We start from the raw sequence: 14,756 nt of genomic DNA on the forward strand, positions 1-14,756 counted from the left end.
CTATGACCGGAGGGGATGAATCAGTTATAATACATATTGAACTGTATATTATTAGTAATAAGTTGTGACAAAGATTGATATATTATGAATACGGGCAGCAGGTGAAAATGGTGAATGATAAACAATTAAAATGGCTTAGTTACCTCACATGTTTAATCATGTTCTGTGCAACCTTTGGTGGCATGGTTGTAACTAAGACCGATTCTGGTATGGGTTGTGGGCAGGAGTGGCCACTGTGTAACGGAAAATTTATTCCTGCATACACGTTGTCATCGATGATCGAATATTCTCACCGAGCTGTGAGCGGATTGGCTGGTTTAGCCGCATTAGCCTCATTGATAGCCTTCTGGATGTTTAAACGTACACGGCGCGATCTTGTTACATATGCAGTCTTGACTGCGATATTTGTCGTTCTTCAGGCTATTATGGGAGCAATGGCAGTTCTTGTGCCACAATCCGCTGCTGTAATGGCATTACATTTTGGATTTTCTCTCATTGCGTTTGCGAGCTCTGTCATGCTTGCGCTGGCGATGCGCAGAATTGAGCAGGCCAAAGACCTCTCAAAACTTGAAAACTTGCCGCGGGTGAGTAAGTCGTTCCGTAACTTGGTTTGGGGCACAACCATTTATTCATATATCGTTGTATACATAGGTGCATTTGTCAGTCATACCGATTCACGAGAAGGGTGTTCAGGTTGGCCTCTATGCAATGGCGAAATTATACCTGAGCTTTCAGGTGGAGTAGGGATTGCATTTATGCATAGGGTGGCAGCAGCCCTTCTACTACTGCTGGTAGCAATCATGGGGCATTTTGCTTTCTGGAGAAATCGAAATAATCGTGAAATACAGATGCTCGGTATCACAGCAGTCATTCTCTGTCTGATGCAAGTCTTAAGTGGTCCATTGCTGATGGCAACGCTCCATAACGACGAATTGTATATTTTTGCAGCCTTAGGACATACGCTGCTCATATCCGGCTTGTTCGGAGTGTTATGTTATTTAAGTGTGAGAGTATGGCAGTTGAGTAAGCCTGTATCGAAATAAACCCAATATGAATCATTTCATACAACATAATTTCAATTCACAAAATCCACGACATTTGTCGCGGATTTTGTTGCATTATGGGGGAGAGAGAATGAAGAGGGGCTAGTTAAGGGCATTTTAAATACATGAAAAAATCGATACCTCGGGTAACTCAAGTACTCTAAATGTGAACACTAGAGCGTTTAACCAAGCCACTTACTTGTTTATATTTAATAATGAGTAATTTGAAAATCTTATATAGTATACATTCATGAAATTTAGAACTTTAATCTTGAGGGGGGAACGCCATGCTTCGGATTTTACTCGGGGAGCCGCCCCGAATTAATGAGGGTCTGCTTGAAGACGCGATTGAAACCATGGTTAAGACTACGCAGCTTTTGCAAAAAGAGATCGAGAAAAATCAAGATCCGACTCATGACTTCCGCAAGCTAGAAATTTGGACTCGTGGATTGATTGGATCGCTGGACGAATTGGAGCAAAGCTGGTTTGCCGCATGTCATTTCCGTAAATCTGTTAAGGCGGGGTATGTCGATGATATGTCTATCCAGGAACAAGGGGAGTATGCACGTTATGTGTACTTCTATAAAGACGGATTTATTCGTGTATTCTCCATCCTGGATAAGCTTGGCACAGTTCTGAATGAACTGTTTGATCTTAATACATCAAAAGTTAAAACTCATTACTCCTATTTCACGGTGCTTCGTCAGTTTAGTTATGCTAAGACACATGAAGAGCTGGTGGACAAGCTGGAGTCCATTAAAGAACAATATAATTCAGCAGTGAATGCATTACGTAAACGGAGAAACGCTGAGGTTCACTATATGAACTCTGAGATGCAGGATGATTTATGGCAGCGGCATCAGGGGCTCAATGATAAAGTGGAGCTTGAGGATCTCGATAAACATTTAGATGACCTTAAGCAAGGTCTAGATATGGTGTGTAAAACATTATCCGCTTCATTTCACTACACGAATGATCTTTGGGCGAAGAAAGGTGTAAGTTCTTAAGACGATAAGCCTATAAATTCCTTTTGACAAACATCTGAAAAGACTCTATACTAATTGCATTCTTGAATTGTTTTTTGGAAATATATCAATATTAATTTCATATCGATGTTTTCTTATCGAGAGAGGTGGAGGGACAGGCCCGATGAAGCCCAGCAACCGGCTGCAGTGTACAGACAATTTTGTCTGAACAGATGTAGTGTCATGGTGCTAATTCCTTCAAAACTGCGAATGTTATGCAGTTTTGACAGATGAGAAAAGGCATTCGTCTTTACGTAAAGAGGGCCCTTTTTGATTCTGCAAAGAAAGGGCTCTTTTATTTATTTCTACGTATGTAATGGGAATAGGAGGAACTGGGAATTGATCGAACTTAAACGATTGACAAAACAGTACGGAAAAGCCGGAACGTTAACGACAGCATTATCCGAATTGAACTTGTCGATTGAAAAAGGTGAAATATTCGGAGTGATTGGACACTCCGGTGCTGGAAAAAGTACATTGATCCGGTGTATTAATCTGCTGGAACGCCCGACCTCCGGTGAGGTATGGGTGAATGGGGTCAATTTGACATCCCTTAATAAAAAACAGCTTCAGGCTGAACGCCGAAAGATCAGTATGATTTTCCAACATTTTAATTTGTTATCTTCGGCAACGGTCTTTGATAATATTGCATTTCCACTTCGCTTAATTAAGACACCGAAGGAAGAGATCGAACGCAAAGTGAGTGAACTGCTGGAATTGGTTGGGCTGCAAGCTCATCGTAATAAATATCCATCCCAATTATCTGGTGGACAGAAGCAACGTGTAGGTATCGCAAGAGCACTGGCAAGCGATCCGGAAGTGCTGCTCTGTGATGAAGCGACATCCGCATTGGATCCGCAGACTACGGATTCAATTCTTCGATTGCTGCTCGACATTAACCAGCGTTTCAATCTGACGATTGTTCTGATTACCCACGAGATGCATGTTATTCAGACAATTTGTGATCGGGTTGCAGTGATTCATCAGGGTGGAATTGTTGAAGAAGGTCCGGTTACGGAAGTGTTCTTGAAACCTAAACACGAAGTAACTCAGGAGTTCGTTCGTAATGAAACGGATAGCGGAGAAGCACTGAGATTAGCTATTCACGCACCTCACGCTGAATCTTTCCGAGCAGCGAAGATTACATTTTTAGGTTCCAAAACTTATGAATCAACGCTGTCCCACACGGTGCGTGAAACGGGTGTAAACTTTGCTATTTTGCAAGGTACAATTTCTACGATCAAGCATACGCCATACGGTCAATTGATTGTCCGGTTTGAAGGGGATATGCAGGCGATTGATTTGACAATACAGAAGCTATTGGAGCAAGGACTTGATGTGGAGGTGATGGACTGATGTTCGGACTTGATTTTTCCGAAGTGAATTGGGATGAGTTTGTCACTGCGACACTGGATACTCTAAAGATGTTGGCATCATCCGCACTGTTTACATTTTTGATCGGTCTTCCAATAGGCGTGTTGTTATATCTGGCAGCGCGCTCTTCATCCAAATGGGTGCGTTTCGGATATTCTATTCTGTCATTTGTCGTAAATATTCTTCGTTCCGTACCGTTTATCATTTTGATTGTAGCTATGATTCCGATTACGAAGTCCATTGTGGGTGTATCTTATGGTGTTCTCGGTACGATCCCGCCACTTGTTGTCGGAGCAGCGCCATTCTTTGCAAGATTAGTTGAAACATCACTTCATGAGGTAGATAAAGGTGTCATTGAAGCTGCGCATGCTATGGGGTCGTCCACACGTCAAGTCATCTGGCGGGTACTGCTTCCCGAAGCAAGACCAGGTTTACTGGCGGGAATGACCATCACAATTGTTACCCTTGTTTCCTACACGGCAATGTCGGGTATGGTAGGTGGAGGCGGTCTTGGTGATTTGGCGATTAAGTATGGTTATCACCGCTATGAAACCGAAGTGATGATCATCGCCGTTGTCTTGATGATACTTCTAGTGCAACTGCTGCAGATGGCAGGCGATCGAATGGTGCGACATTTTACAAGGAAGTAGCGAAAAGGCATGGATGTTATGGCATTAAGAAAGGCGAGATAGAAATATTCACGATCTGGAGGGAGAGAAATATTATGAAAAAATGGGTATTAGCGTTTCTTAGTTTGTCACTCGTAGCCGTGTTAGCTGCATGTGGAGAGAAGCCTGCAACAGATTCGAATGGAAGTGACGGGAGTGTAACACTGCGTGTAGGCGCTTCTCCTGAACCGCATTCTCAGATTCTTGAACATATTAAGCCGGCACTTGAGAAAGAAGGCGTTAAGCTTGAAATCGTCGAATTTACGGATTATGTGCTTCCGAACCAGCAGTTAGAACAAAAGCAAATTGACGCTAACTTTTTTCAGCACAAACCACATATGGATAGTGCAGTGAAAGAGCGGGGGATGGATCTTGCTGCTGTTGTAGCCGTTCATATAGAACCATTGGGTGCTTACTCTAAAAAGATTAACTCCATTGAAGAGTTAAAAGATGGAGCTGTAGTTGCTATTCCTAACGATCCTTCCAATGCGGGACGTGCGCTTTCATTGTTGGCTCAGAATGGCCTGATCAAGCTGGAGGATGAGAGCAAACTGGAAGCTACAGTAAGAGATATTACTGAAAATCCGAAAAATCTAGAGATTAAAGAAGTGGAAGCGGCAATGCTACCTCGCATGCTCGACGAAATGGATATGGCGATCATCAATACGAATTATGCGCTCGAGGCTGATCTTGATCCTACTAAGGATGCGCTCTTTATTGAGGATAAAGAAAACCCATATGCGAATTATCTCGTAGCACGTTCAGATAATAAAGATTCCGAAGCGATTCAGAAATTAGCTAAAGCTCTGACTTCCGATGACGTGAAAAAATATCTTGATGAAGAATTTAAAGGTGCGGTTTTCCCAGCATTTTAAATTGAATAACGCTGTTTAGCCCTTGAACTTTGATGTTCAAGGGCTTTTTTTATGCATAGGATCGATGAACTCATCAAGTTGTAGGGAGAGGTTAAATCTTTTATACTGAAGACAGATATGTATGTACGGGGGAGGGAAGATCTTGGATAGAAAAGTGGCACTAATTACTGGCAGTGCAACAGGACTGGGCAAAATGACTGCCTTGACACTGGCTCGTCAGGGATGCGATATTGCGCTGAATTTTGTTAACAGCAGAGAAGAAGCATATGCTCTTAAGAAAGAAATTGAAGAAATGGGTGTTAGGGCCATTGCGGTTAAGGCAGATATCGCCGTAGAAGAGCAATTATACAGCCTTGTAGACCAAACGGAAAATGAATTGGGAGCTATTGATATTCTGGTCAACAATGCGGGACCTTTTATCCGGGAACGACGTTTGTTTTCCCAATATGAACGGAACGAAATCGTTCATCTGATTAATGGGAATCTGACCAGTGTGATGCTGCTTGATCACCTTGTTCTACCCTCCATGAGAGACAAAAAATGGGGACGAATTATTCACTTTGGTTTCGGTCATGCCGGTGAAGCGAGGTCGTGGCCACACCGTTCCGTATATGCAGCTGCGAAGGTGGGGCTTGTCTCCTTTACTAAGACACTAGCTGTAGAAGAAGCACCGTATGGGATCACGGTAAATATGGTATGTCCCGGAGATATTCGAGGAGCTAATAAAGAGAAGACCATTGATGAGGTGGCTGGCATAGCAGACGGATTTACCCCTCGTGGGCGTTCTGGAAGCGGTGAGGATATTGCCAGGGTCATTGAGTTTCTCTGCATAGAGAAATCAGATTTTATTACAGGGAATATTATGGATATTTCTGGAGGGTTAGATCCTATTCGTCCTCGGATTTTGCCTGAATAGAACGAGGGTTATTCTTATACCTAATCAAAAAAAGAGTCTTGGTTTCCATAGGAACCAAGACTCTTTTTGCAGAAACTCCGTCTGCCTGCTAGCAGGACGACGGAGTAATCTCTACTTGTGTATATAGGTTTTAGAACACTTGTACTACTTCTTGAATGCCTTCTACCTCTTCAACCAGGGCACGCTCAATCCCGGCTTTCAAAGTAATGGTGGAGCTTGGGCAGCTACCACAGGCACCTACCAATTTCAACTTTACGATGCCGTCTTCAACGTCGACCAACTCCACGTCACCGCCGTCGCGCTGCAGGAACGGACGAAGCTTATCGAGCACTTCAGCCACTTCATCATATGTGGTGCTTTGTGCGTTTTCGCTCATCTTGTTCAACTCCTTTCCTCCCTTTATTATAGTACATAAACGCTTAAAATAAAACGCCAATCTAAAGGTAGGGACATCATTATGCGACCCATTATTGAATTTTGTGCAGGAAATGCACATTTCGGTACAGATAAAGCTTTAAAACCGCTTATGGATAAGTATGATATTGTCGAATATGGCTGCCTTACCAATTGCGGGCAATGTTATTTAGCACCGTTTGCTTTGGTAAATGACGAAATCGTTGAGGCCGCTACAGCTGAAGAGCTGTATCATGCCATTCTCCAGAAGCTTAAGGAGATCGAGGAGCTATGATCACAGATCCTATTATTAGAAGTGACGCTTTGATTTCCACAGTACACCACTCTTAAGAAGTCTTGGGACGCGTCCCATAACAGAAGTGTTCCCCATCAAACCAAAACCCGCATGCTTCCCGAGCGAACCAAGCGTGCCTTTCAATTTAAGCGGGTGAACTTTCGGAGTATCGTCTCTCCATATTGCCTTAAGTACATGCCCAATCTGTTCAGCTTGGGCACCAGCTGCTTGGGCGCTTGGCATAAATGGAAGACTGGCACAGTCACCTATAACAGATACCTCCGGGTGGGAGGGTACTTGATACAGCTCATTAAGCAGAATTCGTCCACTGCGGTCTTTGGGCAAATCCAAGTTTTGAACAACAGAAACAGGCTGAATTCCTGCTGTCCAAACGGTCAAATCGGTTGGAATCGCTTGATCCATATTGTAGACAACATCTTGCTCTACTTTAGATACAGAAACTCCGCTTAGGATCTCCACATTATGCTCTTGAAACCATCTTTGAATATAAGCTGAAAGACGGTTTGGAAATGAAGATAGGACACGAGCTCCGCGGTCAAGAATCGCTATATTAAGGTCAGGCCGGCTCTCTCGCAGGTCGGAAGCAAGCTCAATTCCGCTTAGGCCCCCGCCGACGATGTGAACCTGGCTGTACGGTTTAAGGTTATTTAAACGTAAATAGGTTTCCCTTGCTCCGGAAAACGACTGCAGACTGCAGGTGAATTCTTCAGCGCCCGGAACTCCATGATATCGGTCTGTACATCCTAGTGCAATGGCAAGTTGGTCGTATTCGACTGGGTCATCATTGAATAAATGCACAAGCTTTGAATTCAGATCGATAGAAGTAACTTCCCCATAATGAATACTCAGTTTATCGTATGTTGGAAATTTAACACGCAACTCTGTATCAGCAACGGTTCCTGCTGCTAATGCGTAGTATTCCGTTTTAAGACCTTGATATGGCATCCGATCAATGAGTACCACTTCCAGATCGGGAGGTAGATAACTGCTGAATAATTCTTGAATTAAGGCAAGACCACCGTATCCTCCGCCGAGTATGACGAGTTTTCTCATATAAGTGTCTTCCTTTCTATAGAAATAGAAAACCGAGCTGTTTATAATACCTCATTAACCGTATAACCTTTATTTGGAACCTCTTATTCGTATACCTTAATTTCGTTATAGAATGTATCGCGTTCAACCGGAATTCTGCCTGCTCCTTGGATGAGCCAGATCAGTTCCTTACGTGTTAAGCCTTCCGGTGTTAATGCACCAGCTGCATGACTGATTCGTTCTTTCAATATCGTACCGTGAACATCCGATGCCCCAAAGCTCAGAGCGACTTGAGTTAATTGAGCACCAATATTGATGAAATATGCTTTTACATGGTCGATGTTATCTAGCATAAGCCTGCTAATTGCAATTGTCTTCAGATCTTCGTAAGCCGAATTACGACGCATGATGCCTGCATTCTTGTTCTTTGGTTGCATGGATAGTGGAATGAATACCATAAAGCCGTTCGTCTCATCCTGCAAATCTCGAATTTGCAGCATATGACGGATACGATCCTCGTGACTCTCGATTGAGCCATACAGCATTGTGGTATGTGTTTTCATACCAAGCTTATGTGCAGTGCGATGCACTTCAAGATACTCATCGACGTTGGCCTTATCGACTTTCATTTTCTGGCGATAATGGTCTGACAATATTTCAGCACCGCCACCAGTTAACGACTTGAGTCCCGCTTTTTGCAGCTCTTGGAGCACTTCTTTTATACTAAGACCGCTGATTCGTGTGAAGAAGTCGATTTCAGCTGCTGTATAAGCTTTTAGTGTCACATCGGGAAAACGTTCATTAAGGGCTTTAAGTGAATCCACATAATATTGGAAAGGAACATGTTGATTATGACCACCAACAATGTGGAATTCTCGAATGCCGGGATGGAAGTGTTCTTCCACATATTCAATCATTTCTGGTCCAGAGAGAGTATAGGCTCCTTCTTCGCCTTGGTCCTTACGGAAATTACAGAAAGCACAGCGTGATTCGCATACGTTTGTGAAATATAAACTCATATTTTCAATAAAATAGACCTTTTTCCCGTTTTTGCGTAAGTTTGCTTCATTCGCAAGCTGTCCCAGGGTCAGAAGGTCATCGGTTTGGTACAAATAGACACCGTCTTCGAGATCTAAACGGATTCCGTTTTGAACTTTTTCTACAATTTCAGCCATTCTTTTATCCATAAAAGGATTTAAGTAGGTAGTCATAAATTTTCCTCCTCTTCACGCTCGCTGTATCAATAGATACAAAGCTGCATAAATTATCCGTCTTGGTGAGTGATACCATTTACAGATTGTTGCAACACGAGGTAATTCATTAATTAATGAAAATTGTGAAATTATATACAACTATGAACCCGAACACAACGAAAAAGCAGCATAGGCTGCTGGATGTGACAGAAATTAAACAATTACGCACAATCCTTCCCTATTATAAACCTCACCTAACGGCGGGGCAATACAAACAGAGTGAAAAGGAGATGCTATAAAAGAGGAAGCACTTGTATTTGCGCCGCTTGAGGGATGAGAAGATGTGGAGTATACTGAAAAGTGTACGAAAAGGAGGGTGACCTATGATTACAATTAGTGATACTGCAGCAGAACGTTTGAAAGACATGCTTGCTGAACAGGAAACACCGAATATGTTCCTTCGTTTGGGCGTCACTTCCGGCGGATGTAGCGGATTTTCTTATGCTATGGGCTTTGACGATGACGAGACGGAAAATGATGTATATATGAATGTTGCCGACATGAAGATTGTTGTCGACAAGGATAGTATGAAATACTTGAACGGTCTTGAGATCGATTTCGAGGAATCCGGTATGACAGGTGGATTCACCATCCACAATCCGAACGCAACGGTAACTTGCGGTTGTGGTTCCAGCTTCCGTACTGCTACGGATGCAGGGAAACCGAATGCAGAGCCTTGCTAATTGGCGCTGAGCGGAAAAGGAGCTGTCCATCAGTAGTTATTCTACTGAGGGACAGCTCCCTTTTTTATTTTCATATTTAAAAGCCTAGTCGTTTGGCAACATATGAAGTAACGGCTTTATCTTGAAACTCTTTCCAGGTAGTAATCTTGGAATGTGTCTCTAAATAGTTGTCGAGATGAGTATTAACAAAATCCTCAAATTCCTCTTGGCTATGTCCTTTGTAACCAGCTGCTCTTAATAAGTCGTTAAAAGAAGATGAAGAGGTGTACATTTGTACGAATGAATCCGGAAACAGATCGTCAGTATGAACTTCTTGTTGCAAATCTGAAAGTTTCTCAGCATTCTCTTGAATGTTCTTCAGTTTTTTCTCAAGTTGATCTAATTCACCAAACTCAATGTTCATTATAATCACCTCCAAATACGTTTATAACTTTATTAACGATGAAACTGAAATAGTTAGATAAATAAATAATACCAAAAACAGGGGCTTTATCATACTAAAAAACCCTATTCTATTACGAATAGGGTTTTTAGTATCACCATTATATGGGTCAAGCAAAGAAGAACTGTTTATTAAGCATAAGCACGATCATGCTGGCGGCTACAAGCGAGAAGGCGATACAACCAGCACCCAGCCCTCTGCGTTTGTCTTTTATAAACTTGAAACCGATAACAAATATCAAGACCGTAATAGCCACGAGCGAGATCGACATCCCCACCATAGCAATCCAATATAATACCTCGAACAGTGCTGCCAAGTTTAAAGCCTCCTTTATTCAAACACGGAATCAACCACTCCGAGCGAGTTCAATATCTGTACTTTACTATACGATAGATTACTTCCATTGGAAAGGGAAAACCTTCCTGAGAAAGGACCGGGAGCGAATGTTTCAAGGAATAGGCATTATAACCCGGACAATCATCCAAGAGTCAACAGGTGCTCGGGAGTACTATATCGTATGTCTTGATTAGAAGGAGGCGTAGGCAGCATGGCGGGAAGGCAATTGGCCAGTAAGTGGCTAAAAACGGAAGCGCTGCTGACCGATCCTCAGATAATCCCTTATATCCCGGAAACAAAGGCTTACGGCAGGGATGATCTGATGTCGATGCTCTCACAATACGACATGGTTGTGATTAAGCCGGTTGTGGGAACGGGTGGAAACGGCGTCATACGTATACAGAAACAAGATGAAGGATATAACGTTAGCCATAAAGGACAGTCTAAGTTTGTAGACACGTTCCCTGAATTGTTTTCGGTACTATCCATTCTAAAGATGAAGCGGAGATATTTGATGCAACAGGGTATTCATTTGGCAACGATTAACGGCCGCCCTCTCGATTATCGTGTGAAAGTGGTTAAAGTAATGCGAAAATGGGAATTTAGAGCGATGGTCGGCCGACTTGCAAGACCGGGTTTGTTCGTGACCAACTTGTGCAAAGGAGGCGTGCAGTTAAGATGCAGACTCGCGATTAAGCGTTCACTCCCACATATTAATTCCCTTGAAAAACGGAAGGAGATGAGGCAGCTGACTCGAAATTGTATAGCCGTATTAGAGAAACGTTTTCCGGGGATCGGAGAACTAGGATTTGATTACGGCATCGATCATACAGGAGCCATATGGATCTTGGAAGTGAATACTCGGCCTAGTTAATTTCGTTCCCAAAAAATACCAAAATATAGGTTTATATCAAAATAAAATAGGGTAATTAAAAAATAATATGAACATTCCGATAAATATATTAAATTATTTTTTTGGTGTTCTTCTTACTACATTTCCTGTGTATAACATTTATCCCCATAATCCACCTTGATAACGCTGTATTTACAGTACTTACCAACATATTATACACAGGATCTCCACAATGCATTGTGGATAAGCGAACGGTTGTTCTGTTTTGGGATGTTTGTTATGATAGATTCAGGAAAAATGAGGAAAGGGTGTGAGGGGATGGCTATGTTGACGGACGAAATGTTATTAGATTCCTATCATATGGCTATTGAACTAAAACTAGAACGGGAGTTTATCACTTTATTGCTGGCCGAAATTCATAAACGGAACTTAGACACCGATTCCATCAGTATCCTACACTAGTTTTATCTTCTATAGATAAAAGAAACGTATTGATACGACTTCTGAAATTCATCCAGATTCAAACATACATATATTTGTCGTACAACCTATAGAAAAGGTATCTCGTATCCACAGATGATTACGTTCGTGGATAGAAGATACCTTTTTTGTTCATTGATATGGTTTAGATTTTCATATTACTACTATGTCCCGGAGCCAGACGAGCCTCTGGGTCAAAATATACCTTAGCATTGTTGATCGCGGTAGGCGCTTCGCCAAAGCCGACAGCAATGAGCTTTACTTTACCTGGATAAGTCGTGATATCGCCGGCTGCGAAAATACCCGGGATACTTGTCTCCATACGGGAGTCAACAACAATCGAGTTGTTCTCGATGGCAATACCCCATTCAGAAATAGGGCCGAGCGTGGAAACGAATCCAAAATTGACAATAACATCATCAACTTCAATTTCCTGAGTTTCTTTTGATTTAATATGAGAAAGAGTTACTTTGGTAATTTCACGATCACCGTGAAGCTCACTGATCTCCGTTGGGGTAATAATATTTACCTTAGATGCGAGCAGTTTCTCGACACTGTGCTCGTGAGCACGGAACTTATCACGTCGATGAACGAGAGTCACTTGTTCAGCTATTGGTTCGAGCATAAGAGCCCAGTCTACAGCAGAATCGCCTCCGCCACTAATGAGCACCTTCTTACCTTGGAAGCGACTAAGATCACTAACAAAGTAATGCAGATTAGTCTCTTCAAACTTATCTGCGTTATCGACTTCGAGTCGGCGAGGTTCAAACGCACCAACACCTGCAGTTATAATGATTGCCTTGGCGTGGTGTACTTCCTTATCTGTTGTAACGACAAAGTGCTGTTCATCTAATTTTTCGACAGATTGAACTTTTTCTTCAAGTCTTATGTCTGTGTCAAACAGCTCCATTTGCTTAGAAAGATTGTTGACCAATTCCTGAGCTGTAACCTTGGGGAATCCGGCCACGTCGTATATATATTTTTCTGGGTAAAGAGCAGCCAGTTGTCCTCCGAGTTGGGGCATACTTTCGATGAGCTTAACAGTAGCTTGGCGCATGCCGCCGTAGAAAGCAGCAAACATACCGGCAGGTCCACCACCGATAATAAGAAGGTCGGTCATCGAATGTTCTTGTGATGTTGTCGTCATGGGGAAGCACCTCCGTAGTATATATTTCCGAATCAGACAAGTTCTTGTCTGAATTTCTAATTCTTTGATTTCTATACTATTATAATCGTATGGAACCAGCATTGAAAGTCGTGATTTCCATCAAAATACCTATTATAAACATGTTTGCGCTTTCTTATATGCATAGCTCATAATCCGAAAGAACTTAACTTTTTTAAGGGCAAAATAATCCTTGATCTTTGATCTGATTATGCATATGATTAACGTGATAACTTGCGTTAAAAAGCATTGTTTCGACATTTTTTGAATATGGAAAGATAGGGCTGAAACCCTGGTTGAAAGTCGTTCAAGATGAAAAATTCAATGGGCTCTAATATAGAGCTCTTCTCTTTTTTTAAAGTGTTTTATAAAGCTAGTTTATACTTACTATATATAGAAGTACGGCGGGAGGAGCAGGAGAATGAGCAGCATACCGAAAATCGTAATCCTTGGTGCAGGTTACGGTGGGATATTAACAGCGCAGCGGCTGCAGAAAGAACTCAACTATAATGAAGCTGACGTAACATTGGTGAACAGACATGATTATCACTATATAACAACTCATTTGCATATGCCAGCAGCTGGTACGGACAGTATTGAGAATACTCGTGTCTTTATATCGAAATTAATTGATGAATTTAAAATTGATCTGGTGAAATCTTCTGTACAGGAAATACGTCTCCATGACAAGAAGGTCATTCTTGAAGATGGTACATTGTCCTATGATTATTTAATTATCGCTTTAGGCGGTGAGCCAGAAAACTTCGGAATACCAGGCCTTGCGGAACATGCAATGTCTATTCGCAGTATTAACTCCGTCCGTTTGATTCGTGAACATATCGAATATCAATTTGCGCTGTATAAGAATGAACGCAGACCTCAAGAGCGGATCAATTTTGTTGTTGGGGGAGCAGGCTTTAGTGGTATTGAATTTGTGGCTGAACTTGCCGATCGTATTCCTAAACTGTGTAAAGAATATGACGTCGACCCTGCACTTGTCAATATATATAATGTTGAGGCTGCGCCATCTGCATTGCCTGGCTTTGCGCCTGAATTAGTAGATTATGCGATTGAAGTGCTGAAGAAGAAGGGCGTCACTTTCAAATTGGGAGTTGCCATCAAGGAATGTATGCCTGGCGGTGTTATCCTCAGTACAGGTGAGGAAATCAGGTCGGCTACGGTTGTCTGGACAGGAGGAATCCGAGGGAATCGCCTAATTGAGTCCGCTGGTTTTGAAACGATGCGCGGACGCGTTAAAGTGGACGAGTACTTACGTGCTCCTGGTTATGAGAACATTTATATTATTGGAGATAACTCGCTTATATTCAATGGTGAGCGTCCATATCCGCCAACAGCACAAATGGCGATGCAGCAAGGAGTTTGCTGTGCGCAGAATATTGTATCCACAATCCGTGGCAAGGAAATGAAAAAGTTTCAGTTCCATAACAAGGGAACCGTTGCTTCTCTCGGTAGAGGGGAAGGAATCGCTGTTGTAGGCGATAAGAAATATAAGGGTTGGAAAGCAGCTCAGCTTAAAAAACTGGTTGACCTGCGGTACCTCTTTATTATTGGAGGGATCCCGCTCGTCCTGAAAAAGGGAAGGTTCTTATAATATGAGACACTGCAGTGTTCAAGTTCGTGGGCTGTTGACTCGAGACGAGCTGGATCGATACAACGCTTTGATGGAAGTCGGTTCGTTCCTGGAATCAGAGGAGAAATATGATCTCGCATATACCATTCAGCAAGAGGTTGATCTATTGATTTTACCGGCGATCGAGCGTCTGAAAGATAAGAGCAGAGCCCGCGACCGGGCAACTGCAGAATATTTGGAGTCCTTAGGCAAGGAAGAGGACGAGTAACCCGTCCAAAACAGATGAGATAGGCTATATGAAAGCTAGTTTG

Annotated in this window: 18 protein-coding genes and 1 riboswitch; of the genes, 12 read left to right on the forward strand and 6 right to left on the reverse strand. The window is 42.4% G+C overall.

Going from position 1 to position 14,756, the window contains the following annotated elements:
* Positions 1–110: 110 nt before the first annotated feature.
* The 6 genes from ACFQV5_RS04850 to ACFQV5_RS04875 all read left to right on the forward strand — a co-directional run bounded on the left by ACFQV5_RS04850 (position 111) and on the right by ACFQV5_RS04875 (position 5,901).
* Entirely contained in the window at positions 111–1,043 is a 933-nt protein-coding gene (locus tag ACFQV5_RS04850; protein ID WP_379244506.1) for a COX15/CtaA family protein, read from the forward strand.
* 287 nt (positions 1,044–1,330) lie between these two features.
* Positions 1,331–2,050 carry a Cthe_2314 family HEPN domain-containing protein gene (locus ACFQV5_RS04855; protein WP_379244199.1) on the forward strand — a complete coding sequence of 240 codons (720 nt, stop codon included), beginning with the start codon at positions 1,331–1,333 and terminating at the stop codon, positions 2,048–2,050.
* Between the two features lie 110 nt (positions 2,051–2,160).
* Positions 2,161–2,305: riboswitch (SAM riboswitch) on the forward strand.
* 102 nt (positions 2,306–2,407) lie between these two features.
* Positions 2,408–3,424 (forward strand): methionine ABC transporter ATP-binding protein, encoded by a 1,017-nt coding sequence (locus tag ACFQV5_RS04860; RefSeq protein WP_379244201.1) that lies wholly within the window; start codon positions 2,408–2,410, stop codon positions 3,422–3,424.
* Positions 3,424–4,092: a methionine ABC transporter permease gene (locus ACFQV5_RS04865; protein ID WP_379244203.1), complete on the forward strand. Its 669-nt coding sequence runs from the start codon at positions 3,424–3,426 to the stop codon at positions 4,090–4,092. Before ACFQV5_RS04860 ends, ACFQV5_RS04865 begins: the two co-directional genes overlap by 1 nt.
* A 74-nt stretch (positions 4,093–4,166) precedes the next feature.
* Positions 4,167–4,985 carry a MetQ/NlpA family ABC transporter substrate-binding protein gene (locus ACFQV5_RS04870; RefSeq protein WP_379244205.1) on the forward strand — a complete coding sequence of 273 codons (819 nt, stop codon included), beginning with the start codon at positions 4,167–4,169 and terminating at the stop codon, positions 4,983–4,985.
* 142 nt (positions 4,986–5,127) lie between these two features.
* Positions 5,128–5,901, forward strand: a complete 774-nt coding sequence (locus tag ACFQV5_RS04875; protein WP_379244207.1) for an SDR family oxidoreductase — start codon at positions 5,128–5,130, stop codon at positions 5,899–5,901.
* Positions 5,902–6,031: 130 nt separating this feature from the next.
* Here ACFQV5_RS04875 and ACFQV5_RS04880 read toward each other — a convergent pair whose 3' ends face one another.
* Positions 6,032–6,277 carry a NifU family protein gene (locus ACFQV5_RS04880; RefSeq protein WP_208917847.1) on the reverse strand — a complete coding sequence of 82 codons (246 nt, stop codon included), beginning with the start codon at positions 6,275–6,277 and terminating at the stop codon, positions 6,032–6,034.
* 81 nt (positions 6,278–6,358) lie between these two features.
* On the opposite strand from ACFQV5_RS04880, the gene ACFQV5_RS04885 reads away from it, so the two are divergent.
* Positions 6,359–6,589 carry a YuzB family protein gene (locus tag ACFQV5_RS04885; protein ID WP_379244209.1) on the forward strand — a complete coding sequence of 77 codons (231 nt, stop codon included), beginning with the start codon at positions 6,359–6,361 and terminating at the stop codon, positions 6,587–6,589.
* A gap of 15 nt (positions 6,590–6,604) precedes the next feature.
* On the opposite strand, the gene ACFQV5_RS04890 is transcribed toward ACFQV5_RS04885, so the two are convergent.
* Positions 6,605–7,663 (reverse strand): NAD(P)/FAD-dependent oxidoreductase, encoded by a 1,059-nt coding sequence (locus ACFQV5_RS04890; RefSeq protein ID WP_379244211.1) that lies wholly within the window; start codon positions 7,661–7,663, stop codon positions 6,605–6,607.
* A gap of 83 nt (positions 7,664–7,746) precedes the next feature.
* The gene (gene mqnE / locus ACFQV5_RS04895; RefSeq protein ID WP_379244213.1) at positions 7,747–8,853 is read right to left on the reverse strand and encodes an aminofutalosine synthase MqnE; all 1,107 of its coding nucleotides are present in this window, start codon (positions 8,851–8,853) and stop codon (positions 7,747–7,749) included.
* A gap of 365 nt (positions 8,854–9,218) precedes the next feature.
* On the opposite strand from mqnE, the gene ACFQV5_RS04900 reads away from it, so the two are divergent.
* Positions 9,219–9,578: a HesB/IscA family protein gene (locus ACFQV5_RS04900; protein WP_379244215.1), complete on the forward strand. Its 360-nt coding sequence runs from the start codon at positions 9,219–9,221 to the stop codon at positions 9,576–9,578.
* Positions 9,579–9,654: 76 nt separating this feature from the next.
* Here the strand turns inward: ACFQV5_RS04900 and ACFQV5_RS04905 are convergent, their stop codons facing one another.
* Both ACFQV5_RS04905 and ACFQV5_RS04910 read right to left on the reverse strand, forming a co-directional pair.
* Positions 9,655–9,981: a hypothetical protein gene (locus tag ACFQV5_RS04905; RefSeq protein ID WP_379244217.1), complete on the reverse strand. Its 327-nt coding sequence runs from the start codon at positions 9,979–9,981 to the stop codon at positions 9,655–9,657.
* Between the two features lie 148 nt (positions 9,982–10,129).
* On the reverse strand, positions 10,130–10,336 hold the full coding sequence (locus ACFQV5_RS04910) for a hypothetical protein (RefSeq protein ID WP_379244220.1): 207 nt from the start codon (positions 10,334–10,336) through the stop codon (positions 10,130–10,132).
* A 231-nt stretch (positions 10,337–10,567) separates the two neighbouring features.
* Between ACFQV5_RS04910 and ACFQV5_RS04915 the strand changes: the two genes are divergently transcribed.
* Positions 10,568–11,230 carry a YheC/YheD family protein gene (locus ACFQV5_RS04915; RefSeq protein ID WP_379244222.1) on the forward strand — a complete coding sequence of 221 codons (663 nt, stop codon included), beginning with the start codon at positions 10,568–10,570 and terminating at the stop codon, positions 11,228–11,230.
* 297 nt (positions 11,231–11,527) lie between these two features.
* Complete coding sequence (gene sda, locus ACFQV5_RS04920; RefSeq protein WP_106766872.1) at positions 11,528–11,671, forward strand: sporulation histidine kinase inhibitor Sda; 144 nt, start codon at positions 11,528–11,530, stop codon at positions 11,669–11,671.
* A gap of 163 nt (positions 11,672–11,834) precedes the next feature.
* On the opposite strand, the gene ACFQV5_RS04925 is transcribed toward sda, so the two are convergent.
* Positions 11,835–12,836 carry an NAD(P)/FAD-dependent oxidoreductase gene (locus ACFQV5_RS04925; protein WP_379244224.1) on the reverse strand — a complete coding sequence of 334 codons (1,002 nt, stop codon included), beginning with the start codon at positions 12,834–12,836 and terminating at the stop codon, positions 11,835–11,837.
* Positions 12,837–13,275: 439 nt separating this feature from the next.
* Between ACFQV5_RS04925 and ACFQV5_RS04930 the strand changes: the two genes are divergently transcribed.
* Both ACFQV5_RS04930 and ACFQV5_RS04935 read left to right on the forward strand, forming a co-directional pair.
* Positions 13,276–14,466, forward strand: coding sequence for an NAD(P)/FAD-dependent oxidoreductase (locus tag ACFQV5_RS04930; protein WP_379244226.1), 1,191 nt, complete (start codon positions 13,276–13,278; stop codon positions 14,464–14,466).
* Position 14,467: 1 nt separating this feature from the next.
* Positions 14,468–14,713, forward strand: a complete 246-nt coding sequence (locus tag ACFQV5_RS04935; protein WP_379244228.1) for a hypothetical protein — start codon at positions 14,468–14,470, stop codon at positions 14,711–14,713.
* The last annotated feature ends 43 nt before the right edge of the window (positions 14,714–14,756 follow it).

Source organism: Paenibacillus sp. GCM10028914 (assembly GCF_042666275.1).
GTDB lineage: Bacteria > Bacillota > Bacilli > Paenibacillales > Paenibacillaceae > Paenibacillus_AQ.

Excerpts from the sequence above, each read along its gene's own strand:
- ACFQV5_RS04855 (WP_379244199.1), top strand. The coding sequence starts at position 1,331 with ATGCTTCGGATTTTACTCGGGGAGCCGCCCCGAATTAATGAGGGTCTG.
- ACFQV5_RS04865 (WP_379244203.1), top strand. The coding sequence starts at position 3,424 with ATGTTCGGACTTGATTTTTCCGAAGTGAATTGGGATGAGTTTGTCACT.
- ACFQV5_RS04870 (WP_379244205.1), top strand. The coding sequence starts at position 4,167 with ATGAAAAAATGGGTATTAGCGTTTCTTAGTTTGTCACTCGTAGCCGTG.
- ACFQV5_RS04880 (WP_208917847.1), bottom strand. The coding sequence starts at position 6,277 with ATGAGCGAAAACGCACAAAGCACCACATATGATGAAGTGGCTGAAGTG.
- ACFQV5_RS04885 (WP_379244209.1), top strand. The coding sequence starts at position 6,359 with ATGCGACCCATTATTGAATTTTGTGCAGGAAATGCACATTTCGGTACA.
- ACFQV5_RS04890 (WP_379244211.1), bottom strand. The coding sequence starts at position 7,663 with ATGAGAAAACTCGTCATACTCGGCGGAGGATACGGTGGTCTTGCCTTA.
- mqnE (WP_379244213.1), bottom strand. The coding sequence starts at position 8,853 with ATGACTACCTACTTAAATCCTTTTATGGATAAAAGAATGGCTGAAATT.
- ACFQV5_RS04900 (WP_379244215.1), top strand. The coding sequence starts at position 9,219 with ATGATTACAATTAGTGATACTGCAGCAGAACGTTTGAAAGACATGCTT.
- ACFQV5_RS04905 (WP_379244217.1), bottom strand. The coding sequence starts at position 9,981 with ATGAACATTGAGTTTGGTGAATTAGATCAACTTGAGAAAAAACTGAAG.
- ACFQV5_RS04915 (WP_379244222.1), top strand. The coding sequence starts at position 10,568 with ATGGCGGGAAGGCAATTGGCCAGTAAGTGGCTAAAAACGGAAGCGCTG.
- sda (WP_106766872.1), top strand. The coding sequence starts at position 11,528 with ATGGCTATGTTGACGGACGAAATGTTATTAGATTCCTATCATATGGCT.
- ACFQV5_RS04925 (WP_379244224.1), bottom strand. The coding sequence starts at position 12,836 with ATGACGACAACATCACAAGAACATTCGATGACCGACCTTCTTATTATC.
- ACFQV5_RS04930 (WP_379244226.1), top strand. The coding sequence starts at position 13,276 with ATGAGCAGCATACCGAAAATCGTAATCCTTGGTGCAGGTTACGGTGGG.
- ACFQV5_RS04935 (WP_379244228.1), top strand. The coding sequence starts at position 14,468 with ATGAGACACTGCAGTGTTCAAGTTCGTGGGCTGTTGACTCGAGACGAG.